At 65.0% G+C, this 23,863-nt stretch carries 20 protein-coding genes; 9 read left to right on the top strand and 11 right to left on the bottom strand.

Annotated features, from left to right (window positions below):
- The first annotated feature begins 38 nt into the window (after window positions 1-38).
- Window positions 39-647 (top strand): NAD(P)-dependent oxidoreductase, encoded by a 609-nt coding sequence (locus FJV77_RS22400; protein WP_142868792.1) that lies wholly within the window; start codon window positions 39-41, stop codon window positions 645-647.
- Between the two features lie 118 nt (window positions 648-765).
- Window positions 766-1,503 (top strand): SDR family oxidoreductase, encoded by a 738-nt coding sequence (locus FJV77_RS22395; protein ID WP_142868791.1) that lies wholly within the window; start codon window positions 766-768, stop codon window positions 1,501-1,503.
- Here FJV77_RS22395 and FJV77_RS22390 read toward each other — a convergent pair.
- The gene (locus FJV77_RS22390; RefSeq protein ID WP_142868790.1) at window positions 1,454-2,386 is read right to left on the bottom strand and encodes a LysR family transcriptional regulator; all 933 of its coding nucleotides are present in this window, start codon (window positions 2,384-2,386) and stop codon (window positions 1,454-1,456) included. The two genes, FJV77_RS22395 and FJV77_RS22390, sit on opposite strands and share 50 nt — an antisense overlap.
- Before the next feature lie 231 nt (window positions 2,387-2,617).
- Between FJV77_RS22390 and FJV77_RS22385 the strand changes: the two genes are divergently transcribed.
- Both FJV77_RS22385 and FJV77_RS22380 read left to right on the top strand, forming a co-directional pair.
- Window positions 2,618-3,685: a histidinol-phosphate transaminase gene (locus FJV77_RS22385; protein WP_246691344.1), complete on the top strand. Its 1,068-nt coding sequence runs from the start codon at window positions 2,618-2,620 to the stop codon at window positions 3,683-3,685.
- Between the two features lie 30 nt (window positions 3,686-3,715).
- Window positions 3,716-4,621, top strand: coding sequence for an allantoinase PuuE (locus FJV77_RS22380; RefSeq protein WP_142868789.1), 906 nt, complete (start codon window positions 3,716-3,718; stop codon window positions 4,619-4,621).
- 28 nt (window positions 4,622-4,649) lie between these two features.
- On the opposite strand, the gene FJV77_RS22375 is transcribed toward FJV77_RS22380, so the two are convergent.
- The 3 genes from FJV77_RS22375 to FJV77_RS22365 form a co-directional block, all read right to left on the bottom strand.
- On the bottom strand, window positions 4,650-7,070 hold the full coding sequence (locus FJV77_RS22375) for an FAD-dependent oxidoreductase (RefSeq protein ID WP_142868788.1): 2,421 nt from the start codon (window positions 7,068-7,070) through the stop codon (window positions 4,650-4,652).
- Between the two features lie 119 nt (window positions 7,071-7,189).
- The gene (locus FJV77_RS22370; protein ID WP_142868787.1) at window positions 7,190-8,848 is read right to left on the bottom strand and encodes an ABC transporter substrate-binding protein; all 1,659 of its coding nucleotides are present in this window, start codon (window positions 8,846-8,848) and stop codon (window positions 7,190-7,192) included.
- A 195-nt stretch (window positions 8,849-9,043) separates the two neighbouring features.
- A complete protein-coding gene (locus tag FJV77_RS22365; RefSeq protein ID WP_142868786.1) occupies window positions 9,044-9,931 on the bottom strand; it encodes a LysR substrate-binding domain-containing protein in 888 nt (295 codons plus the stop codon).
- Between the two features lie 168 nt (window positions 9,932-10,099).
- Here FJV77_RS22365 and FJV77_RS22360 point away from each other — a divergent pair, with 168 nt between their 5' ends.
- From FJV77_RS22360 to FJV77_RS22340, 5 genes are all read left to right on the top strand, one after another.
- On the top strand, window positions 10,100-11,518 hold the full coding sequence (locus FJV77_RS22360; protein ID WP_246691343.1) for an MmgE/PrpD family protein: 1,419 nt from the start codon (window positions 10,100-10,102) through the stop codon (window positions 11,516-11,518).
- A gap of 81 nt (window positions 11,519-11,599) precedes the next feature.
- The gene (locus FJV77_RS22355) at window positions 11,600-12,508 is read left to right on the top strand and encodes a dihydrodipicolinate synthase family protein (RefSeq protein ID WP_142868785.1); all 909 of its coding nucleotides are present in this window, start codon (window positions 11,600-11,602) and stop codon (window positions 12,506-12,508) included.
- A 9-nt stretch (window positions 12,509-12,517) separates the two neighbouring features.
- A complete protein-coding gene (locus tag FJV77_RS22350) occupies window positions 12,518-13,486 on the top strand; it encodes a D-2-hydroxyacid dehydrogenase (RefSeq protein WP_142868784.1) in 969 nt (322 codons plus the stop codon).
- Between the two features lie 19 nt (window positions 13,487-13,505).
- Window positions 13,506-15,047 carry a trimethylamine methyltransferase family protein gene (locus FJV77_RS22345; protein ID WP_142868783.1) on the top strand — a complete coding sequence of 514 codons (1,542 nt, stop codon included), beginning with the start codon at window positions 13,506-13,508 and terminating at the stop codon, window positions 15,045-15,047.
- A 5-nt stretch (window positions 15,048-15,052) separates the two neighbouring features.
- Window positions 15,053-16,543, top strand: coding sequence for a D-aminoacylase (locus tag FJV77_RS22340; RefSeq protein WP_142868782.1), 1,491 nt, complete (start codon window positions 15,053-15,055; stop codon window positions 16,541-16,543).
- On the opposite strand, the gene FJV77_RS22335 is transcribed toward FJV77_RS22340, so the two are convergent.
- The 7 genes from FJV77_RS22335 to FJV77_RS22305 all read right to left on the bottom strand — a co-directional run bounded on the left by FJV77_RS22335 (window position 16,528) and on the right by FJV77_RS22305 (window position 23,643).
- Window positions 16,528-17,187 (bottom strand): isochorismatase family cysteine hydrolase, encoded by a 660-nt coding sequence (locus tag FJV77_RS22335; protein WP_142868781.1) that lies wholly within the window; start codon window positions 17,185-17,187, stop codon window positions 16,528-16,530. The genes FJV77_RS22340 and FJV77_RS22335 overlap by 16 nt on opposite strands.
- Entirely contained in the window at window positions 17,184-18,461 is a 1,278-nt protein-coding gene (locus tag FJV77_RS22330) for a Zn-dependent hydrolase (protein ID WP_142868780.1), read from the bottom strand. The genes FJV77_RS22335 and FJV77_RS22330 overlap by 4 nt, the downstream gene beginning before the upstream one ends.
- A complete protein-coding gene (locus FJV77_RS22325) occupies window positions 18,458-19,612 on the bottom strand; it encodes an FAD-binding oxidoreductase (RefSeq protein WP_246691342.1) in 1,155 nt (384 codons plus the stop codon). Before FJV77_RS22325 ends, FJV77_RS22330 begins: the two co-directional genes overlap by 4 nt.
- Complete coding sequence (locus FJV77_RS22320; protein WP_246691341.1) at window positions 19,609-20,796, bottom strand: Coenzyme F420 hydrogenase/dehydrogenase, beta subunit C-terminal domain; 1,188 nt, start codon at window positions 20,794-20,796, stop codon at window positions 19,609-19,611. Before FJV77_RS22320 ends, FJV77_RS22325 begins: the two co-directional genes overlap by 4 nt.
- A 130-nt stretch (window positions 20,797-20,926) precedes the next feature.
- Window positions 20,927-21,853, bottom strand: coding sequence for a nitrilase-related carbon-nitrogen hydrolase (locus FJV77_RS22315; RefSeq protein ID WP_142868777.1), 927 nt, complete (start codon window positions 21,851-21,853; stop codon window positions 20,927-20,929).
- Window positions 21,838-23,268, bottom strand: a complete 1,431-nt coding sequence (gene hydA / locus FJV77_RS22310) for a dihydropyrimidinase (RefSeq protein WP_142868776.1) — start codon at window positions 23,266-23,268, stop codon at window positions 21,838-21,840. The genes FJV77_RS22315 and hydA overlap by 16 nt, the downstream gene beginning before the upstream one ends.
- 24 nt (window positions 23,269-23,292) lie before the next feature.
- Window positions 23,293-23,643 carry a RidA family protein gene (locus FJV77_RS22305; protein WP_041007422.1) on the bottom strand — a complete coding sequence of 117 codons (351 nt, stop codon included), beginning with the start codon at window positions 23,641-23,643 and terminating at the stop codon, window positions 23,293-23,295.
- Window positions 23,644-23,863 lie beyond the last annotated feature (220 nt).

Raw genomic sequence — 23,863 nt, 5'->3', positions numbered from 1 at the left:
CCGACAAGAAATACCCTCCCCAGATGAAAGGAAAACCCATGAAAATCGCACTCATCGGCGCGTCCGGCCAGGTTGGTTCGCGTCTGCTGAAAGAGCTCTCCGACCGCGGCCACACGATCACCGCCGTCGCCCGCAATCCGGACAAGATCGCGGCCCTGCCGGGCGTGACCGCCAGGAAGGGCGACGTCTTCGACAGAGACGGCCTTGCCGCCCTGATCAAGGGTCATGACGTGGTGGTCTCCTCTGTGCATTTCCTCGACAGCGATCCGGACACGCTGATCGCAGCGGTACGCGCCTCTGGCGTCAAGCGCTACCTCGTCGTCGGCGGCGCCGGCAGCCTCGACGTCGCGCCGGGCAAGCGCCTGGTCGATACACCGACTTTCCCTGCGATCTACAAGGCGGAGGCGCAGAAGGGCGCCGACTTCCTCGACACGCTGCGGACCATCGATGATCTCGACTGGACCTTGCTGTCGCCGTCGGCGCTGTTCCTCGCCGGCGAGCGGACCGGCAAATACCGCATCGGCAAGGACACGCTGCTGACGTCCGACAAGGGCAGCAGCATTTCCTTCGAGGACTATGCCATCGTCATGACCGACGAAATCGAAGAGCCGGCGCATATCCGCCAGCGCTTCACGGTCGGCTACTGATCGTCTGCTGACGAACAAGTGCCATCGGAGCTTCCGATGGCACTATCGTTTTCTTCCGTTTCCGCTCCTGCCGCCGGTCTGCGAAATCTCGCCCGAAACGGTTAGGATCGGAACGGATATGGCAGACAAGAACAACGCTAAATCAAAGATCGTCATCGTCGGCGGCAGTTCCGGAATGGGGCTGGCGCTGGCAAGGCGCTGCCTGGACTCAGGCGCCGAAATCATCATCGTCGGACGCAACGAAGCAAAGCTGAAGCGCGCCAGCGAGGTGCTGCGGAACCCTGCCGGTTTGAGCGCCATCGCGGCTGATATCGCCGAAGAACATCAGGTCGCCGACCTGTTCGACCGGATCGGCCGACTCGACCACATCGTCAGCACCGCCGCCGATATTGAAGGCGCCTACGAGTTGTTGCCTTCAGTCGACGTCAAGGCCGCGCAGAGGGTGGTGGAAAGCAAATTCTACGGGCCGTTGCTGCTTGCCAAACATGGCGCGCCGAAGCTTTCGGCCAACGGCTCCATCACCTTCACCTCGGGAATCGCCGCCTACCGGCCAGCGGCGCGCGGCTCGGTTGTCGCCGCCGTCAATGCGGCGCTGGAAGGGCTGGTGCGGGCGCTGGCGGTCGAACTGGCGCCGATCCGCGTCAACGCCGTTTCGCCGGGTTGGGTCGACACGCCGATCTGGCACTTCGTTGCCGGCGACAAGAAGGACGAGACACTTGATGCCATGGCCAAGCGGCTGCCGGTCGGGCGTGTCGGACAACCGGACGACATCGCCGACGCCATCGCGTTCCTGATGGGCAACGGCTTTACGACAGGGACGATACTGCATGTCGAGGGCGGTCACCGGCTGATCTGACCGGCGCGAACGTCTCACCGGCTGCCGCCAGCAGCAGCTTCAGCGCCGGCGGCTGCACCCGGCGGCGGCGCCAGATCATGACCAGGGAGGCTGCTTGGGCCGAACCCGGCCAGGGCAGCTCGACAATCTCGCCGCGATCGAGCGCCTCGGCGACGGCCAGCCGCGGCACCAGGCCCATGCCGATACCAGTCGCCACCAGGCTCGCAATGGCGCCGATGCTGCCGACTTCGGCGGCAAGTTTTGGCGTGGCCGTCTCGGCAAAGGCCGTGTCGAACAGATGCCGGTAAACGCATCCGGGTTCCGTCACCACGAAACGCATCGAGGCGAGCGCGGCCAGATCGCCTTGTCCTGACGCGGTGGCATACTCGTCGGACGCGACAAGGACGAGCGGCTCGGCCGATATCGTGCGCCGGGCCAGACGCTCGTCGAGACCGCCTTTGTCAAAACAGAAGGCGACGTCGATGTTTCCCTCTTCGAGCTGTCGCAGCAGAGCGTCGCTGCCGGCTATTTTCAGCCGCAGACCAATCTCCGGGTGATCACCTCGAAAGGCCGCCAGCCATTGCGGAAGCTTTACGGCGGCAATCGTCTCCAGTGCACCCACCGTCACCGTCGCGGCGGTCGTTCCCGTCCTTGCCTCGACAGCAATTCGCGCCTCTTCCGCCAGTTGCAGAATCTCTTCGGCATAGGGTTTCAGCGCTTCGCCGGCGGCCGTCAGGTGGAGGCCTTGGCGCGAGCGGATAAACAGCGCGACGCCGAGTTCGCTTTCCAGCGCCTGGATCTGGTCGCTGACGCTCGACTGCGCCAGATGAACCTCCCGCGCCGCGCGGGTGATGTTGCGGTTCCGCGCCACGGCGAGGAAGGTCTTGAGCAATCTTGGATGCATGCCGTTTCCGGATGTGGTCTGTGTCCGATATTTCGGACCTGGCCGGCCCATTTACAACCATCGACGCCGGCGAATGCGATTGCGGCAGACAGAAGGGCCAGAATTTCGCAGCCATTGCGCGGCGAGTTTTTGCTTGTGAACCGGTCGGCGGCTTGTAGCTTGCTCGAAAGCCCGGTCCGACGGAGGCAATTCGGGGGAAATGAGCGATAACAAGATTGCCTGGGTTGCGGCATGCCGCTGAAGGCCGCCGCCCATATCGAGGCGATGTCGGCCTTCGCGCTGGCGAATTTCGGCGGCTATGACCGGCCGACGCTTGCCCAGAACGAAAGCGCCTTTCCGCCAAGCCCCAACGCGATCGCCGCCGGCCAGGACGCGATTGCGCGCAGCCATCTCTACCCCGATCCGGACTGGACGGTGCTGCGCGAAGCCATCGCGCAGGCCTATGACGTTGAGCGCGGGCGGATCCTGTGCGGCGCCGGCTCGATGGACCTGATCAGCGGCACCATCGCGGCATTCGCCGGCCCTGGCGACGAGGTGCTGGCCACCGCTTACGCCTATAATTTCGCGGCCTCCGCCACGGCGCGCGCGAATGCCGTCTATGTCAAGGTGGCGGAGCGCGACTTCGCCGTTTCCGTCGACAGCATCCTCGCCGCCGTCACGCCGGCGACACGGATCGTCTTCGTGTGCAATCCCGGCAATCCGACTAGCACTCGCATCCGCAATGCCGAACTTTTGCGCCTGCGCGCCGCCTTGCGCGGCGACGTTCTACTGGTCATCGACCAGGCCTATGGCGAGTTCGACGACCAGGATCCTCAACCTGTCTTTGCGCTGGTCGCACGCGGCGACACCGTCGTGTTGCGCAGCCTTTCCAAAGCCTATGGGCTGGCCGGCGCGCGCGTCGGCTGGGGATTATTTCCGCCTGAAGTCGCGGCCGACGTGCGCAAGCTGCAGAACTCGAACCAGGTCACCACGCCAAGCCTCGCTATGGCGGTCGCGGCAATTGAGGACCAGGCCTATATGCGCGAGACGGTGGCGCGCACCGCCGCGATCCGCGATCGCTTTGCGCAGGATCTGAGAGCGACCGGTTACGGCGTTCCCGAAAGCTGGACGAATTTCGTGCTGATCCGCTTTGCCGATGCGGCCGCAGCCGCGGCTGCCGATGCCGCCTTGCGCGACGCCGGCATCATCGTGCGCGGCCTCGGCGGCTACGGCCTCACCGACTGCCTGCGCGCGACGGTCGGGCCGCAGGATATGATGGACCGCGCGCTGCGCATCCTGACCGACCAGCGCGCCGGCTGATTTTGGATGCAATCCAAGGAGGTTTGAGCGATGCCCTATGTGCCGGTCCGTGACTTCATCGGCTATAGCGACAAGCCTCCTGCCGCAGCATGGCCCGGCGGCGCCAAGCTGGCGCTCAACATCGTCGTCAATTACGAGGAAGGCGCCGAATACAGCATCGACGAGGGCGACGGTGTTTCCGAGACGATCCTGTCGGATCTAGCCGTATCGCCAGCGGTACCCGGCCTGCGCAACCGCAACATGGAATCGCTCTACGAATATGGCTCGCGCGTCGGCGTCTGGCGGCTCGCCTCGCTGTTCAAGGACAAGGGGATCGTTCCGACCTTCTACGTGGTCGGGCGGGCGCTGGAGCTCAATCCGGCCGCCGGCAAGGCGATCGCCGAGCTCGGCAGCGACATCGTCTGCCATGGCTGGCGCTGGATCGACTACGCGCCGCTGAGCGAGGCGGAAGAGCGCAAGCACATCGCCATGACCGTCGACACGGTGCAGCAGCTCACCGGCGTCCGCCCGCTCGGCTGGTACACCGGCCGGCCCAGCCTCAACACCAGGCGGCTGGTGGTGGAGCATGGCGGCTTCCTGTTCGACTGCGACGACTACAATGACGACCTGCCCTATTTCGTCGAGGTCGATGGCAAGCGGCATCTGGTCCTGCCGCACTCCTTCGACAACAATGACAGCCGTTTTTCGCGCGGCTCGGGCCTGGAAACCGGCAGCCAGTTCTTCGACTATGTCAGCGACGGGGTGGACTGGCTATTGGCCGAGGGCCAGATGACACCGCGCATGATGACGGTGTCGCTGCACTGCCGGCTCGCCGCACGGCCCGGCCGCATGATCGGCCTCGCCCGCTTCCTCGACAAGATCAAAGCCAATCCCGACATCTGGGTCTGCCGCCGTTCCGATCTCGCGCAGCATTGGCTGGATCGGTTCGGCGGCTGAGCCGGCGGCTTGTAGACCGCTGGACGCCCTATGCCCGCAGCCGTTTGCCTTCGGGGTCGAAAGGCGGCTCGCTCAACAGCACCGCGTCGTGCGGTCGTCCGAGGATCGCCACCGACACTTTGTCGCCTGCCTTGGCGGAGCCGGCTTTGACGTAGCCGAGTGCGAGCGACTGCTCGACGAAATAGCCATACGCCCCTGACGAGACCTGGCCGATCGGTGTGCCGTCCGGCAGGAAGATCGGCTCGCCGCCGGTGGCGTCGGCATCCTTGGCGGCGATCGACAGCATGATCAGTTGGTCGCGCGCCGGCTTTTCGGCGATGGCCGCATAGGCATCGCGGTTGAGGAAGTCGCCCTTGTCCATCTTGACCAGGCGGTCGAACTTGACCTCCTGCGGCCAGTATTCGGGCGAGTATTCGCGGCTCCAGCTGCCGTAGCCCTTTTCGACACGCAGCGACATCAGCGCGCGCGAGCCGACCGGTCCGGCGCCGACCTCGCTCCCTGCCTTGAGCAGCGCGCCGTAGAGCGCGACCTGGTCGGCAACCGGGCAATAAAGCTCCCAGCCGAGATCGCCGGTGAAGGAGACGCGCAGCGCCACGACATCGACGCCGCCAACCGTGATCCGCTTCGAGCGCATGAACGGAAAGGCCTCGCTCGACAGATCGGCATTGGTCAGCCGCTGCAGCAATTCGCGCGATTTCGGGCCAGCGACGTTGAAGCCTGCCATCTCCTCGGTGCATGAGCGGAAGGTCGTGCCTTCGGGCAACGGAACCGCCTTGAAGAACCTTTGATGGAAGCGCTCGGCCATGCCGGAGCCGAAGACCATGAACTCGTCCTGGCCAAGCTTCGTCACGGTGAAGTCGCCGGCGATGCCGCCGCGCTTGCCAATCAGCGGCGTCAGGCAGGAGCGGCCGATTTCGGCCGGCATGCGGTTGGCGAACAGCGCGTTGAGCCAGGCTTTGGCGCCCGGTCCATTGACCTCGTATTTGGCGAAGTTCGAAACGTCGATGATGCCCGCATGTTCGCGCAGCATGCGCGCTTCGCGACCGACCGGGGCCCACCAGTTCTGCCTGGTGAAGCCGTTCGTCTCTTCGCGTGGCTCGCCTTCGGCGGCGAACCACAGCGGATGCTCCCAGCCGAAATTGAGACCGAAGACGGCGCCCATCTGCTTTTGCATCTCATAGGCCGGGCGGGTGCGCACGGGGCGTCCGGCGGCGCGCTCCTCATTGGGGAAATGGATCTTGAAACGGTGGCTGTACTGGTCCTGCACGCGGGCCTTGGTGAAGGCCTTGCCGGCCCAATGGCCGAAACGCGCCAAGTCCCAGGCGAACATGTCGAGCGACGGCTCGCCTTCGATCATCCACTCGGCCGCCAGCTTGCCCATGCCGCCGGATTGCGAGAAGCCGGGAATGATGCCGTTGCAGCAGAAATAGTTCTGCAGTTCCGGGACCGGGCCGAACAGCACGGCGCTGTCGGGCGACCAGATCATCGGGCCGTTGATGACGCGCTTGACGCCTGCCTTGCCGACCGCCGGAACACGCGCGATGGCGCGCACCATATTGTCCTCGATGCGGTCGAGATCGTCGGGAAACAATTCATGGCCGAAGTCGAGCGGCGTGCCGTGCTCGGCCCAGAATTTCATGTTGCGCTCATAGGCGCCGATGAGCAGGCCGAGCCCTTCCTGGCGCAGATAATATTCGCCATCGCGGTCGGCGACCGAAGGCAGCCGGCGGCCCATGGCGGCGATTTCGGGGATGGTCTCGGTGACGAAGTACTGATGCTCGGTCGGGATCAGCGGCAATTGCAGGCCGGCCATGGCGGCGACCTCGCGGCCCCACAGGCCGGCGGCATTGACCACCCATTGCGTGCGAATCTCGCCCTTCGGCGTGCGCACGATCCAGCTGCCGTCGGCTTGAGCTTCGGTGGCGACAACCGGGGTGAAGCGATGGATCTCGGCGCCGCGCTGGCGCGCACCCGCGGCATAGGCGGCAGTGACGCCGGATGGATCGACATTGCCGCCTTCGGGCTCATACATGATGCAGCGTATGCCGTCGAAATCGACCAGCGGATGGAGCCGCTCCGCCTCGTCGCGCGCGACTTCATAAAAATTCATTTTGTAGCGCCGGGCCTTCGCTTCTTGCAGCCGCAGCTGGTGCTCGCGCGCCTCGGTCTGGGCGAGATAGAGCGAGCCCGGCTGGAAGATGCCGCAGCCCTGGCCGGTCTCGGTCTCCAGCTCCTTGTAGAGCGCCATGGTGTAATGTTGCAGGCGGCTGATGTTGGTCGAGTCATGCAGGCCATGGATGTTGGCGGCGGCGTGCCAGGTCGAGCCGGAGGTGAGCTCGTCGCGCTCCAAGAGGACGACATCGGACCAGCCATGCTTGGCCAGATGATATAGGATCGAACAGCCGATCAGGCCGCCGCCGATGACAACGGCTTGTGCATGGGTACGCATATCGAGATTTCTTCCCTTTGTGTTCGGCGACTTGTCTTGTTCCAGATCAAATGAATTCGCTCTCGTCGCCTTGGCGAAACTCCAAGGGGCGATAAGGCCGCCCCCTGGATCCTGACAGTTCAGGCCTTGTCGAGCCAGACCTTGTCCAGTTGCAGCTCGAATGTCTGATGCATCTTGAGGTTTTTCACATAGGTGGCGTGATGGCGGTAGAGCGAGCGCCAGAATGACTGAACCAGAACGCCGGAATCCTGCAGGATGAACTCGACATCCTTCATCAGCTCCTTGCGCTTGGCCGTATCGGCAATGGCGAGTGCGGCATTGAGCTTCTTGTCGAACTCGGGATTGGCATAGGCCGACTCGTTCCAGGCTTCGCCGCTGCGATAGGCGAGCGCCAGCACCTGAACACCGAGCGGACGCATGCCCCATTCGGTGGTCGACCACGGATATTTCGTCCAGTCGTTCCAGAACGAGGTTCCCGGAATGATCGTCCGTTTCACCTTGAAGCCAGCCTCGCGCATCTGCGCGGCAACAACGTCGGCCGGGTCCTTCACATAGTCCGAGTCATAGGAGATGAGTTCGAACTCATGATCCATCTGGCCGGCCTCGGTCATCAGCGCCTTGGCCTTGGCGAGATCGCGCGGCACTTTCGGAAGTTCGTAATATTCGGGATGGATCGGGCAGACGTGGTGGTTTTCGGCGACCTGGCCGAGGCCACTATAGCCGAGCTTCAGCACGGTCTCGTTGTCGACCGCAAGCTGGATGGCGTTGCGCACCCGTTTGTCGTCATAGGGCTTGTTGCTGACGTTGGTGCGCAGCACGATCGTTCCGGCGGTGACGACGGATTCCTTGACCAGACCCATGTCATCATAGAGGTCCACCGTGCCGCCGACGGTCTGGTAGTTGCAGTCGATCTCGCCAGCCTCGAAGGCGCTGGCGATGGCGGGGTTTGAGGCGTCTGTACCGTAGTCGGTCCAGTCGACACCATCGAGATAGGTTTCACCGCCGAACCAGGTGAAGTCCTTGCGACGCCTGACCGAGGCCGAGTCGCCGACCTTGTAGGAGATCAGTTCATACGGGCCGGTGCCGGGCGTCTTCGTCATGTCGGCACCGTTCTTGTCGAAGTCGCGGTGGACGATGATGGCCGGATAGTCGGCGAAGCCCGGGATGATGGTGACGTCGGACTGGCCGCATTTCAGCTTCACCGTGTGGTCGTCGACCTTGGTGACGGCGCCGGCGATCGCCTTCTTGGTGGCAGGATCGATCAGCGTGGCCATGCGGCCGGCCATCGAATTGCCCTCAGCTGCCTTGTCGCACCAGCGCTCGATGTTGAAGACGATGTCGTCGGCGTTGAGCTCGTCGCCGTTCGACCACTTCACGCCCTTGCGCACATGCAGCGTGTATTCGGTGGCGTCGTCACTCACCTCCCAGCTCTCGATGAGATGGCCCTCGAAGGTGAAGTCCTGGGTGTAGCGGATCATGTAGTCGTTGCACTGGCGCAGCACATTGGCCATTTCAGACCAGTCCCATGTGCGCGGATCCTTCATGTCCTTGATGATCATCTGCATCTTCAGGATACCGCCCTTCTTGCCGGGCTCCATCGTTGCAGCTTCGGCCGGCGTGGGAAGGCCGGCCATTGCATAGGCGAACGCCGTCGAGGCGCCCATCGCGCTCGCCATGGCGAGGAACTCGCGGCGGTCCATCCTGCCGCTTCTGACTTCATCTGCGTAGCTTTCGATGACCGCCGGGACGCGGTCACCGTTGCTCCTGAAAAGTGCCATTGTTGCTTCTCCGGTTTGGGCTTTCCGCCCGTTCATTCCCCATTACGCAGGGAATGTTAGAGGCGATGCAAAAATCCCGGAAGGGCTTGAGAGCTCACAAACCGCTGAAAACCGGCCCGCAAGACCTAATAAAACGATGCCATTGGCGTCTCAAATTTTTTCGCGTGGGGCCGTCCCTATGTCGGCGACTATTCCTCAGGCGCTGTCTTCCTGCGCCCTCGCCACTATCCATTCGCGCACCGTGCGGGCGATGTTGCCCTTGGAGACATGGGTCTCGGTCAGGTAATAATTCCAGGGGCTGGGCGGCCGGACCGGAAACGGTTCGACGAGCAGTCCGCGCCGCAGATACGCGTGCGCAAGCGAACGCTGGGTAGCGACGAGGCCGGCGCCCATGGCGGCAAGTTCGAGCGCAATGTTGGACGCATTCGTCGACAGGCCCTTGTCGAAATCCTGCATGTCGACGCCAAGTGCGGTGGCAACGACCTGCCAGTATTCCTGACGACCGTGCACGAAGATCCGGTCCACCTTGAGGATATCCTCCGGCGCTTTGACGGCGTGCTCGCCTTCGAGCAGCGCGGGCGCGCATAGCAGCACCAGCTCGTCATTCCAAAGCGGAATAGCGGCGGGCGGGCGATCATCGAAGCGCCTCGTTGAAATGGTGATGTCGGCGATCTGCTCGCTGAGATCCTCCCAGATCGTGCCGTGCAGCACGATCTCGATTTCGGGATGCTCCTTGCGGAAGGCGGCCATGCAGCCGGCCAGCCAGTTTTCCGCCAGGCTCATCGGACAGGAGACGACCACGGTACGGTTGCGCGACGACGTCACGATCGCCTCCGTCGCCTGGTCGATCTGGTCGAGCGCCTGGCGCAGTGTCGGCAGGAACGCCTCGCCCATCTCGGTCAGCTTTAGGCTGCGTGGATAGCGGATGAACAATTGCCGGCCGATGTAATGTTCGAGCGAGCGGACATGCGTGCTGACTGCGGCCTGCGTGTAGCCAAGCTCCTTGGCGGCCATGGTGAAACTGAGATGCCTGGCCGAGCTTTCGAACGACCTGATATAGTTCAATGGCGGGGGTGGCTTCATCTCCGGCTCCTGCGCTGTGCCAGAATAGGTAGACCATGGAGCCGCCGGCGCTCAATTGCACGGAGGCGACATGCCATAGATATTTTTGGTCAAAGCCGCTGAACTAATTGCGTGAATGCACGATGAACCCAAATTAATGATGGCGTGACGACAGAGGGAGTGGAGCAAGTGGCTGTGTCGCCCCATCGCCGTGAAGGGCCGGACGCAAGCTCTGAGACTGCCGTGCGCCTGGCCGACTTCGTGCTGCGCCGGCCGGCATCGGTTTTCCCTCAGGCGGTGCTGGAACAGGCCCGCTACCTCTTGCTCGACACGATTGGAATTGCGATTGCCGCAGGGCCGATGGAGGCCGGGCGCATCGCCCGCGACACCGCGACCCTCCTCTACAATTCGAGCGACCCCAGGCATTGCGCGCGCATGCTTTTCGACGGCCGCCGCGCCTCGATGGCGGGGGCGGCTTACGCCGCGGCGACGCAGATCGACAATCTCGACGGCCATGACGGCTATAGCCCGACCAAAGGCCATATCGGTGTCGTGGTGGTGCCGGCGCTGGCGGCGCTGGCCGAACAGCTTCCGGAGCTCAGCGGCCCTGACGCGCTGGCAGCCCTGGTCGTCGGCTACGAAGTCGCCGGCCGCGCCGGCATCGCGCTGCATGCGACTGTGTCGGATTACCATACATCAGGGGCCTGGAATGCGCTCGGCGTCGCCGCCGTGGCGGCGCGCCTGCGCCGGCTGAGCGACGGGCAGTTGCGCGAGGCGCTGGGTATTGCCGAGTATCACGGCCCGCGCAGCCAGATGATGCGCGAGATCGCCACGCCGACGATGCTGCATGACGGCTCTGGCATCGGCGCGCTGACCGGCCTGTCGGCGGCGGTGCTGGCCGAACGCGGCTTCACCGGCGCGCCGGCCATCACCGTCGAGGCGCCCGAAGTCGCAGCGCATTGGCAGGATCTCGGCAGCTTCTGGCAGGCACTGCACCAATATGTGAAACCGTATCCGATCTGCCGCTGGGCTCATGCGGCGATCGACGCGACGCGCGGGCTGGTGCTCTCACACCACCTGACGCCGGCCGATATCGGCCATGTCCAGGTCAACAGTTTCCACCATGCCGCGACGCTGTTCCACGGCATGCCCGACACGACGTCGAAAGCGCAGTACAGCCTGCGCTTTGCGGTTGCGACCCTCATCCTGCATGGCCGCATCGGGCTGGAGCATATTTCCGGCGCCGGGCTGGAGGATGCCGCCGTTGCCGAGATGCTCGCCCGTATCAACGTGTCGGAGCAGGAGCGCCACAGCGCTCGCTTCCCGGCAGGCCGCTGGGCCGATGTCGCCATCACCACGACCGACGGACGGGTGCTGACCTCGGGCGATGTCCATGCGCGTGGCGGACCGGAGGCGCCGCTGACATCAGGGGAGATCGAGGCCAAATATCGGGAGTTCGCGACACCCGTGCTCGGACAGGGCCGCGCCATGGCGATCCGCGACGCTATCCTCTCGCTGACCGATCCCGACAGCCGCTTTTCCGCGCTCTCCGCTCTGCTCTACGATCCTCCCGTGATCAGCAAGATCCTCCAGCGGCCTGCGTGGTAGACTGACATGCCGCCTCTGGCAGATCGCAGGCTGGGTATATGCCTGCGATGACGAACGTCCCTCATCGATAGAAAGACCGACATGAGCCGCCCGCAAGGAACCATCGCCCCGATCCTGACCCCGTTCGAGAACGATGGCCGCATCGCCCGCGATCTCTGGATCTCGCACGCCAAATGGGTGCTGAGCCAGGGCGCGCATTTCCTGTCGCCGTTCGGCACCACGGGCGAGGCCCTATCGCTCTCCCTCAGTGAGCGTATGCAGGCGCTGGAATGGCTGGTCCAGGCCGGTATCTCGCCCACCCGCATGATGCCCGGCACCGGTGTCACCGCGCTGCCCGAAACCATTGAACTGTCCAAGCATGCGGTCGGGCTCGGCTGCGCCGGCGTGATGGTGCTGCCTTCGTTCTTCTACACCGCTGCCGGCGACAACGGCCAGGCGCGCTATTACAGCGAGCTGATCGAACGAGTGGCCAATCCGGCGCTGAAGATGATCCTCTACCACATCCCGCAGAACTCCGGCGTGCCGGTCAGCCCTGCCTTGACCGCCCGGCTGAGCGCTGCGTTCCCCGAGACGGTGGTCGCCTACAAGGACAGCGCCGGCGACTGGAACAACACGGCGGCGGTCATTGCGGCCGCACCTGATGTTGCGGTGTTCCCGAGCTCTGAAGCGCAGCTCACCAAGGGCCTCGCCAGTGGTGCTGCGGGCTGCATCTCGGCGACGGTCAATCTCAACGCCGCGGCCATCCGCGCGCTCTACGACGCGACGATGGCGGGCAAGGACGTCACGGAAGCGGATGCGGCAATCAAGTCGTTCCGCAAGGTGATCCAGGATGCCGGCCTGATCCCGGCGATGAAGGCGATGCTGGCGGTTCGCTCCGGCGACACGCGGTGGCTGAACCTGCGCGCGCCGCATGAGAATGCGACGCTGGAACACGGCAAGGCGCTGCTCACGGCGCTGGGTCCTTCAGCCGATCATATCGGCCGCAGCTGAGGCCCGTATATGTCGGCTCACCCCACCGTCATCCTGCACACCGACCGGCCGGCCGCAGCGATGGCGGTGCTTGGGGAGACGCATCCGGATCTCACCGTCCACGCCTGTGACACCTACGCGGCTTTGCCGGCTCTGATCGAGCAGACGGCCGCCGAGGTGGTCTACACCGTCCGCTTCGACGGCACGCCACGCTTTCCGCGCCAGGCGCTTGTCGAGAGCCCAACCGTGAAGTGGGTGTCGGTGGGCGGCTCGGGAACCGATCATCTCGGACGCTGGGATCCGGCACGCGTCACCGTGACCAATTCGGCCGGCGTCGCCGCCGGCATGCTGGCGGAATATGCGCTGGGCGCCATGCTGTCCTTCTCGCTCGACCTGCGCGGTTTCGAGCGCCGCCGGCAGGCGCGCCAGTGGGGCGGTGGCCGTGTCGAGCCGATCGAAGGCAAGACGGTCCTTGTCGTCGGCCTCGGCAAGACCGGTACGGCCATCGCCAGGCGCGCCAAGGCGATGGGCATGGAAACACTCGGCATCCGCGCCCGGCCAAAGCCGATGCCCAGCCTCGACGAGGTGCACAACCCGGATGCCTTGCTTGCTCTGCTCGGTCGCGCCGACTTCATTGTCTGTTGCGTGCCGCTGCTGACCAGCACGCGCGGCCTGCTCGGCAAGGCGGCCTTCGCCGCAATGAAACCATCCGCCGTTCTGATCGATATCTCGCGCGGCGGTGTGACCGAGGAAGCAGCGCTGCTCGAAGCCCTCGACGGCAAGCGGATCAAGGGCGCGGCGCTGGATGTCTTCACAGCCGAGCCGCTGCCGGCGGAGCATCCTTTGTGGGGCTACGACAATGTCGCCATCACGCCGCATTGCGCGGCGGTCTACGAGGGCTGGGACATCAAGTCGGTGCGGATGTTTGCCGACAATCTGAAGCGCTACCGCAGCGGCCAGACGCTGGAAAACACAGTCAATCCGGAGCGCGGCTACTGAGGCCGGGAGAACGAAACAAATGACGCAGGACAGGCGCGGCGGGGGCCGCAGATCGAAGCTGGGACGCAGCGGCGGTGGCATCGCGCAGCTGCCCTGGCAGCATGTGGAAAACCCCTATCCGCCGATGCAGTTGCTGGACGGGGATCGGATGCAGCAGCTGCACGACACCTCGATGCGCATCCTGTCGGAGCTTGGCATCCGCGTGATGAGTGAAAAGGTGATGGATCTGTTCGCCGCGGCTGGCGCGATCGTCGACCGCGAGGAAAAGACCATCAGGATCGACGAAAGCCTGGTGCGCGAGGCGCTGCGCGCGGTTCCGTCCTCCTTCACGCTGACCAGCCGCAATCCCGAAAAACAGGTGCATCTCGGCGGCAATTCGCTTGTCTTCGGCCTGGTCGCCGGCCCGCCCAATGTGCATGACCGCATCAAGGGCCGACGCCAGGGCAATCTGCCGGACTATCAGAACTTCATCCGGCTGGCGCATCACTTCAACGCCATCCACATCATCGGCAACCAGGTGGTGGCGCCGATGGAACTGCCGGCCAATGCGCGCCATCTCGACACCTATCATGCCAATCTGACGCTGAGCGATCTCTCCTTCCACTGCACGGCGATCGGCCGCGCCCGGGCGATGGACGGCATCAACATGATGGCGATCGCGCGCGGCATCAGCGTCGAGGAGATGCGGGCGTCGCCCGGTGTGACGACGATCATCTCGATCAACTCGCCGCGCCTGTTCGACGACGCCATGGCCGAAGGCCTGATCGCGATGGCCGAGCACGGCCAGCCGGTGACGGTCACACCCTTCACGCTGATGGGGGCGATGACGCCGGTGACACTGGCGGCAGCCCTTTGCCAGCAGAATGCGGAAGCGCTGTTCGGCGTGGTGCTGACGCAGCTGGTCAATCCAGGCACGCCAGTGATGTACGGCGCCTTCACCTCCAATGTCGACATGAAGTCGGGCGCGCCGGCCTTCGGCACGCCGGAGAACGCCAAGGCCAACATCATCGCCGGGCAGTTGGCGCGGCGCTACAATCTGCCCTACCGCACCTCGAACGCAAACGCTTCGAACGTCGTCGATCTGCAGGCCGCCTATGAGACCGAGATGGCGACATGGGGCGCGGTGCTCGGCGGCGCCAATTTGATCTATCACGCGGCGGGCTGGCTCGAAGGCGGCCTGACGGCGTCCTACGAAAAGCTCGTGCTCGATGTCGAGATCCTGCAGAACATGATGGAGTTCCTGCGACCGGTGCCGTTCCAGGAGGACGATCTCGGTTTCGAGGCAATCAAGTCGGTGCCGGCCGGCGGCCACTTCTTCGGCGCCGAACATACGATGTCGCGCTACACCACCGCCTTCTACCAGCCGATGCTGTCCAACTGGCAAAACCATGGCGCCTGGGAGGAAGCGGGCGGCAAGGATGCGCTGGAGCGCGCGACCGAACTCTGGCAGCAGGCACTGCATGATTACGAGGAGCCAGTGATGGATCCCGCGATCCGCGAGGAGCTCGACGCCTATGTCGCGCGCCGCCGCGAGGAGATCGCCGCCAATCCGGACGGCTGACAGCAATGCCATACGATCTCGTCATCCGCCATGCGACGCTGATTTCAGGCGACGGTTCCGATCGCTTCGAGGCTGACGTCGCCACAGACGGCGACAGGATCGCCGCCATCGGCGACCTGGCCAATGCGCATGGCAAGCAGGAGGTCGACGCCGCCGGCAAGATTGTCGCGCCGGGCTTCATCGATGTGCACACACATGATGACGGTGCGCTGCTGGCGCCTGACGGCATGGTGCCGAAGATCAGCCAGGGGGTGACGACGGTGATCGCCGGCAATTGCGGCATCAGCCTCGCGCCTTTGCTGCTGGATCGTGCACCGCCGCCGCCCTTCACGCTGGTCGGCGGCCAGGAGAATTTTCGTTTCGACCGTTTCGCCGACTATGTCACTGAACTGAAGAAGCGCGGCATCGCCACCAACGCGGCCTTGCTCGTCGGCCACACCACATTGCGCCAGCGCTGCATGCCGGTAACCGACCGGGCCGCAAACGAGGCGGAGACGGCGGCGATGCAGGAGGCGGTCGCTGAGGCGATGGCCGAAGGCGCGTTCGGGCTCAGCACCGGGCTCGACTATCCGCCAGCCGTCAACTCCTCGACCGAAGAAGTGAAGGCGCTGGCGGCTACGGCGGCGGGTCTCGGCGGACCTTATGTCACCCATACCCGCAACTATTTCGAGACCATGGATGAGGCGATCGAGGAGGCCATCGACATCGCCGGCCATGCCGGCGGCAAGCTGTTCATCTCACATCACCAATGCACGGGCCGTGCCAATTTCGGCAAGAGCGGACCTTCCCTCCAGCGGATAGACCAGGCGCGCGAAACGATGGATATCGGCATGGATGTCTATCCCTATGCCGCGAGCTCGACCGTGCTGCGGCTGGAGCGCTGCGACACCGGGCTGAAGATCCTCATCACCTGGTCCACGCCGCACCCCGAAATGGCGCGTCGCGAGATCGCCGACATTGCGCGCGAATGGAATTGCAGCGAGCGCGAGGCTGGTGAGCGCCTGCTGCCGGCGGGCGCGGTCTATTTCCAGCTAGACGAGACGGATGTTCGCACCATCATCGCGCATCCGCGCACGATGATCGGTTCGGATGGCCTGCCGCACGACATCCACCCGCATCCGCGCCTGTGGGGGACATTTCCGCGAGTGCTCGGCCACTATGCCAGGGATGTCGGCCTGTTCAGCCTGGAAGAGGCGGTGTTCCGGATGACCGGGCTTCCGGCGCTTGAATTCGGCATCGCGCAGCGCGGCACGCTGGCGGTCGGCAATTTCGCCGACCTGACGATCTTCGATCCGCAGACGATCATCGACACCGCGACCTTCGAAGAGCCGCGCCAGCCTGCCGCCGGGATCGAGCATGTCTTCGTCAACGGCGTGTCCGTGTGGAGTGACGGAAAGGCGACCGGCGTACTGCCGGGTGTGGTGCTCAAGCCCGCTGCCTCAAAGACGATCGTCAGAAGCGCGTGCGGCTGCGGCGCGGATCACAGCGCTTCGTAGAGGCTGTCGACCGTCTCCAGCGTGTAGACGAACTCGACCGGCCTTGTGCAGCGCCAGCCGTCGAAACTCTGACCGGCGAGCGCCTTCAGCGCCTCAGCCATGCGCAGGATGCCGCCGCCATAGAGGCGGTTGGCCATGTCGAGCATGCCGGTGCGGTGCATGGCCTCGCTCATGCTGCCGCAGGCGTCCTTGACCAGCCAGACGCGAAACCCCTGATAGACCGCGTCGAACACGCTTTCGGTGACACAGCTGTCGGTGAGCACGCCGGTGACAACAAGGTTTTCGATCTTGAGATCAGCAAGCCGCTGCGAAAGATCGGTGCGACGAAAGGAGCTCGGCCAGTGCTTGTGGATGACGATATCGCCAGGCAGCGCCGCGACTTCGGCGCAGATGTCGGCGCCCTCGCTACCCGCCACGGCGGAGCGAAATTCCTCGGTCACGATCTCTTCCTGCCTGGCGTAGCCGGCGCGCTCTTCCGGCTTCACCCAGGCCTGCGCATGGATGACCGGAATGCCGGCGGCGCGGGCGGCTTCGATCAGACTGGCGGCGTTGGTGAGCACGGCGTCGTAGCCGGCAACCGGCCAGGCGGCGCCCGGGCGATATTCGTTCTGCAGGTCGATGACGAGCAAGGCGGCGCGGTTCATGGCTGGTCCTTGTCGAAATCGGTGACGAAGCGCAGGAGCAGACGGATCACCCGATCGAGGTCGGCGATCTCCATCGCTTCATGCGGATTGTGGCTGCCGTTCTCGTTGCGCACGAAGAGCATCGCGGTCGGAATATCGGCGCCGGCAAAGGTGGCTGCGTCGTGCCCTGCCCCGCTCGGCACATGCGGCGCCTGCATCTGCAAATCAGCGGCGGCGCGGTCCAACCTTGCGATCAGCGCCGGCGACATGGTAGCGGGCTCCCAGGTGAAGCGCGGCCCGGCCTCGAACGTGACGTCGCGCCTGGCGCCGATCTCGGCTAAGAGCGCGTGCAGCCGCGCCTCGATCCGCTCCAACACGGCATCATCGGCGCTGCGCACGTCGAGGGTGAAACCGAGCTCGCCGAGCACGCGGCTGCCGCCATGTTGCGAGGGGTCGGACTGCACGCGGCCGAAGGTGATGGTCGCCTCGTGCCCCTCGCGCTCGAGCGCGTCCCATTCCGACTCGAGGCCGGCGACCAGGTCGGCGAAACCGAGCACGCTGTCATGCCGGGCAAAGCGCGGCTCGGCCCCGGAATGGGCGTAAGCGCCAAGGCACTTGGCGTCTACATAGCGGAACCCACCGGCGATGCCGGTGACAATACCGACCGGCACGCCGGCTGCGACCAGGCGCGGGCCTTGTTCGATGTGCACTTCGACGAAAGCGGAGATGCGAGAGGCATCGATGCCCGGCACGCCACGCCGCACGGCGTCGGGATCGAAACCCTCCTCGCGCATGTGATCGGCCAGGCTGCGGCCACTGTCCGAGCGCTTCGCATCCAGCGCTGCCGGGGCAAGCAGTCCGAGTGCTGCCTGGCTACCCGGGTACGACAGCGGAAACCACACTGCCTCTTCGGCACGCGTGACCAGAACGATCAGATCGCGCGGCAATTCGATGCCTTGCCCGACCAGTTCGGCTATCACTGCAAGCCCGGCCACGACGCCGGCGGCGCCGTCGAAATTGCCGCCATGCGGCACGCTGTCGAGATGGGAGCCGATGACGATCGCCGGCAGGGCCGGGTCGCGACCTCTCCGCGTCAAATAGAGATTGCCGGCGGCATCGACGCGCGCGACGGCGCCGAGCTTTTCCGCTTCCTCGCGCATGAGAGCGTGGGCAAAGCGCTCGCCGGGTCCGTAGGCGACGCGCGTGATGCCCGGCGCATCGGTGGTGGCTTGCGCCAGCGTCTCCAGCAGGTGCCCGGCCAGAACGCCACCGGCCGTCAGTCCGGCATCGCTCATGAAGCAACCCGCGCGGATTGAGACACGCGCAGCCGGTGTGGCGTGAGATCGTCGAGCGACACCCCTTGCCGCGCGACATCATCCGGCATGCCGCCGCCGGCGATCAGGCTGGCGCAGATGCGCGACAGTGCCGGCGAGGTCTTGATGCCGTAGCCGCCCTGTCCGACCAGCCAGACGAAATCCGGCACTTCGTCATCGGGGCCGACGACGGGCGAACCGTCGGTGACGAAGGTGCGGAGGCCGGCCCAGGAGCGCGACACGCGCTGCACCTCGATGGTGGTGGCCCTTTCGAGACGCTCAGCGCCGATGGCGACGTCGATGTCCTCGGCATAGGCATCCATCGGCGGCGACAGCGTCGCATCGGCCGGCGAGACGAAGAGTTGCCCGGCATCCGGCTTGAAGTAGAACTCGGCGCCGACATCGTTGACCAGCGGCCAGTCCGATATGTCGACGCCCGCAGGTGCGGGGATGTTGAAGGCGGTGCGGCGCTTCGGCTGCAGGCCGACGGGGCGGACGCCGGCCATGACGGCAATCTCATCGCCCCAGGCGCCGGCGGCATTGACGATGCGCGGCGCAAGGAAGGTTCCCGCAGGGGTTTCGACCCGCCATTGGCCGCCTTGCCGGTCGATCAGCTTGACGTCGGCGTTGGTGACGATCCTGGCGCCTCGTGCACGAGCGCCGCGCAGAAAACCCTGGTGCAGGCCGTTGACGTCGATGTCCATCGAATGCGGCTCGATATAGGCACCGGCGAGATAGTCGGCGCGCAGCACCGGCACGCGCTGGATCGCCTCGGCGGGCGTCATGGCGACGATGGACGGAACCAGCGCTTGAGCCGCCTCCAGATCTTCGCGCAAAAGGTCGAGTTGATCTTCCCGCGCGACCGTGATCATGCCGCGCTTGCTCAGCAGCGGATAATCGGAAAAGCCGGCCGGCGGTTCGGCCAGGAACGACCGGCTTGCAAGCACGATGCGGCGGATGACGCCGTTGCCGTAGTTTTCGGTAAAGCTTGCCGCCGAGCGGCCGGTGGTGTGGTAGCCGCAATGGTTTTCGCGCTCGAGCAGCACCACCTTGGCCGTACGGCTGATCTCGAAAGCAGCGCCGGCGCCAGCCATGCCGCCGCCAATGACGATCGCATCGGTCTGCTCGCTCATGCACATCCATCCTTGACCATGGCTGTTTCGTTCAGGCGTGCCACCGGTCGCGGTTCGCCCAGCCTCCCGCGTTTGGCGCGGTCGCGGGCGCCGCGGCCTTCGGAGAGATTGTCGGCCGGCGTGTTCTGCCGAGCGCAATCCTCCAGCGCAAGATCGGTCACGACAGGCACCGGCTTGCCGGCAATCTCGATGCCTTTCAGCCGCGCCCAGACGGCGCGGCGCTTGCGCGTCTGATGCGACTGCAGTTCGCCAAGTTCGGCAAAGCTGGTCTCGCGCTTGATCGCCAATGCGCCGGCTGCGACGGCCGCGGCGAACAGCTCCATGCCACGCGGGGTGCGCACGATGATGCCGTTGAGGGCTTCGTCATCGACCGCCGGCCCGCCATTCAGCCAGGCGTCGGACGCGACGATGTCGGCGACCTGGCCGATGGCGTCGGGACAGATCTTGCAGCGCGGCTGGATCATCCATTTGTCCTCGTCCTCCCACAGCTGGCGGTAGCTGAGCTGGAAGGCGCGGCCATCTCTGGTCTCGATCCGGTTGAGGCCGGGATTGCCGTAGCCGCGGTAGCGGAACAGCGCGAGTTCGTCCTCGGTCAGACCGAAGCGCTGCAGCACCTGCTCGGATTTCGACAGGTCGGACGCGCCGCCGCAGACGAAAGCGAGCGCATAGCTCATGTATTTATCGACGCGCGGATCGTGCCGAGCCAGATTGCGAACGGCAGTGACGTCGCAAGGCTTGGCGATCAGCGCGAAGGGTTCGCCGCGAGCGAGGATCTCGCTGAAATCCTCAAGCGGCGCGACCGGCCCGTAGCGCGAGCCGGCGCTTTCGAGAACCGACGCGGCATCGAAGCTCAAGCGCCGCTCGCTGCGCATCGGCGCGGTTCGCGACGCCGAGACGTGCAGGACGAAGTTGACGCGGCCGGACGTCAGCAGGAACTGGCCAAGCGCCGTCAACACGCCGCCGCTCGATGCCTGGAACCGCACCGCCGGGTCTCCGGCATAGCCAAGGCTGACCCGCTCGGCAGGCCCCCACACTGTGTCGGTCAGCGCCGCGCTATCTGTCTGCGCCCGGGGTGGTCCTGCGATCCGCGTTCCCGGACAGACGGCGTTGATCCGCGTCAAGGTCGAATGGCTCAGCACCTTGTGAGCGACCGGCCGAAGACGCCCTTCCGGCGTCATGACCATCTCGACTTCTTTCGGGCCGGCCAGTGACCGGCAAAGCCCGCAACCGATGCAAAGCCCATTCTCCACGATCTCGTCGAGCGATAGCGGGAGCGGCGCCGCGACGCACGCGGCGGATGGAACGCGGCCCAAATCAGACATGCGAACCGACGGGCTCGCTGATCAAGCGATATTGATCCGGGCGGCGGTAGAGCGCGAAGTCGAAATTCACCTTGCGGCAGGTGGCGATGAGATCGAGGTCGGCGCGATGGACGATGACCTCATCGCCGAGCGAAATCGTCTGGGTGGCGATCTCGCCGGTCGGCGCGATGATGCAGGAGCCGCCGATCAGCGCCTGGCCGTCTTCAAGGCCCGCCTTGGCGGCGGCGGCCACCCACAGCGTGTTCTGATAGGCGCCGGCCTGCATCGGCAGATGGTTGTGGAACATTCTCAGATGCGCCAGCGCGGGCGCTTCATCGAGTAGCAGCGGCGTGTTGTAGCCGAGCAGCGCCACCTCGGCGCCGTTGAGGCAGAGCATGCGATAGGTTTCCGGCCAGCGGCGGTCGTTGCAGATCGCCATGCCGACACGCACGCCGCCATAGTCGAAGACGGGAAAGCCGAGATTGCCCGGCTCGAAATAGCGCCGCTCCAGATGCGTGGTGATGCCTTCTTCCGGTTCGGCCGAACCCGGCACATGCATCTTGCGATAGCGGCCGATGAAGCGTCCGTCCGGGCCGACCAAATCCATGGTGTTGAAATGGCGCGTGCGGCCGTCTTCCCTAGCGAGTTCACAATAGCCCAATGCGAAGCCGATCTTCAGGCGGGCTGCCACATCGTAGAGACGCTGCGTCTCCGGACCGGGCATTGCGCTTTCGAAGAAGGCGTCGATCTCGGCCCGATCGTCGATGCGCCAGCGCGGGAAGAAGGTGGTCAGCGCCATCTCCGGGAACACCGCAATCTCGGCGCCGGCTGCGGCCGATTGTTCCAGCAGATGGATGAGGCGACCGACCGTTTCGGCGCGCGTTGCGCTGCGCTGGATCGGCCCGGTCTGGGCGACCGCTATGGTCAGGCATCGAGCCATGGCGTCGTCTCCTCGACTGGTTTTCCCGCACGGGCCGGATCGGCGGCGGTGCGCTCGACGAATTGTCCGAAACCCGGTTGTGCCTTGAGCACGCCGTCGGCGATCACCGGCACGCCGCGCACCAGAACGGTGGTCGGCTTGCCTGTCACGCTCCTGCCCTCGTAAGGCGTGAAGTCGACGCGCGAATGCAGCGCGGCGTGGCCGAGTGTCCAGGTCGCTTCGGGATCCCACAGCGCCAGGTCGGCATCGAGGCCGACCGCTATGCTGCCTTTGCGATCGGCCAGACCATAAATCGCAGCCGCATTGCGCGAGGTGAGGTCGAGATAGCGCTTGAGCGTCAACCGGCCGGTCAGCAGCCCTTCGGAGAACAACAACGGCAGGCGGGTCTCGATGCCGGGAATGCCGCTCAGCGTGGTGGTAAAGCCGGGTGTCTGCGACCTGCCGACCTTATCGGCGAAGAAATAGGGCGAATGGTCGGAGGACCAGAGGTCGATACCGCCGTCGGTCAGCGACTGCCACAGATGCTCGTGGCTGCGCGGCGAACGCGGCGGCGGCGAAAAGACGAAACGCGCCGCATCGAGCGCCGGGCGGTCGAGATCGGCGCCACCGATGAAGAGATATTGCGGGCAGGTCTCGGCGATCGCGTCCACACCGCGCAGGCGCGCCCGCGTGACCTCTTCCGCCGACTGCCAGGAGGAGACGTGGACGATGGTCATGCGCGCGCCGGTCATCTCGGCGAAGGCGAGCGCGCGATGCGTCGCCTCGCGCTCCATGGTCTCGCTGTGGGCGACGACGTGGTAGCGGATGTCGGTGCGGCCGAGGTCGATCAGCCGCTGGCGCGTGCGCCGGATCGCAGCGTCGTTCTCGGCATGAACCATGACGATCCAGCCGAGATTGTGAGCGGTGTCGAGCACCTTGAAGAACAGGTCGTCGTCGACGGCAAAGCCTTGATAGGTCATGAACAGCTTGACCGAGGCGATGCCGCGGCCGGCAAGTTCGGAGAGCTGCTGCTCGACATCGGCGCCGGTGCCCATGGTCACCACGGCATGCAGCCCGTAGTCGATCAACGCACGGCCCGAAGCGCGATCGAGCGCGCGGTCGACCGCGCCGATCGTCGACATATCAGGACCCGGCATGCCGAACGGGACGATGCAGGTGGTGCCGCCAAAGGCCGCCGATATGGTGCCGGACTCGAAATCGTCGGCATTGCCTGCGCCGCCCCAGACCGGCTGGTCGAGATGGCAATGGGCATCGATGCCGCCGGGCATGACCCAGCGCTTGTTGGCGTCGATCACAGTCTCGCCGGAGAGGCCGTTGCCAATGGCCGCGATGCGACCGTCGTCAACGCCGATATCGCACTCAGCCCAACCGTCGTCGAGCGCAACGCGTCCGCCTGTGATGACCAGCTCATGCATCCGGTTTGCCCACCCCAATCGGCCTCAGCCGACCGCTGCCGTCACCATGATCTCGACACGGTACTGGTCGCCGGCAAGACGCGCCTCCACCGTGGCGCGCACCGGCATGGCGCTGCGGTCGATCCAGGCGTCCCAGGCCGTATTCATCATCTCGAAGTCGGCAATGTCGCGCAGCCAGATCTGGGCGCTGAGCAGTTTCGACTTGTCGCTGCCGGCCTTGGCCAGAAGCGCATCGATCTTGGCGAGGATCTGCTTGGTCTGCGAGGTGGTGTCGCCGGAAAGGTCGTCCGCCGTCAGGCCCGCGACATAGACGGTGCCGTTGTAGCGCAGCACCCGGCAGAAGCGTTGGCCGTTTTCAAGACGTTCGATCGTCATGCAGTTCCTCCTGACAAGCTTCGATAGCGGCAGTTGCCTATGGTATGGACGGCACAAAACCGCTGTAAAGCCCGCCGGGGCCCAAGATGCCGCTTTCCGTCTCCGGCATGGCCAAAAAAATCGAAGCCATAGCCGTATCTATCTTCGTTTGCAGCAATTGCTGCCCCGTGTAGCCTCTCGCTCAGGGTGGCGTCGTCGACGGCGCCGCCAGGGGAGCAGC

This window comes from Mesorhizobium sp. WSM4306 (genome assembly GCF_007003975.1).
Classification (GTDB): domain Bacteria; phylum Pseudomonadota; class Alphaproteobacteria; order Rhizobiales; family Rhizobiaceae; genus Mesorhizobium.
This window is presented reverse-complemented; position numbering and strand designations above follow the sequence as displayed.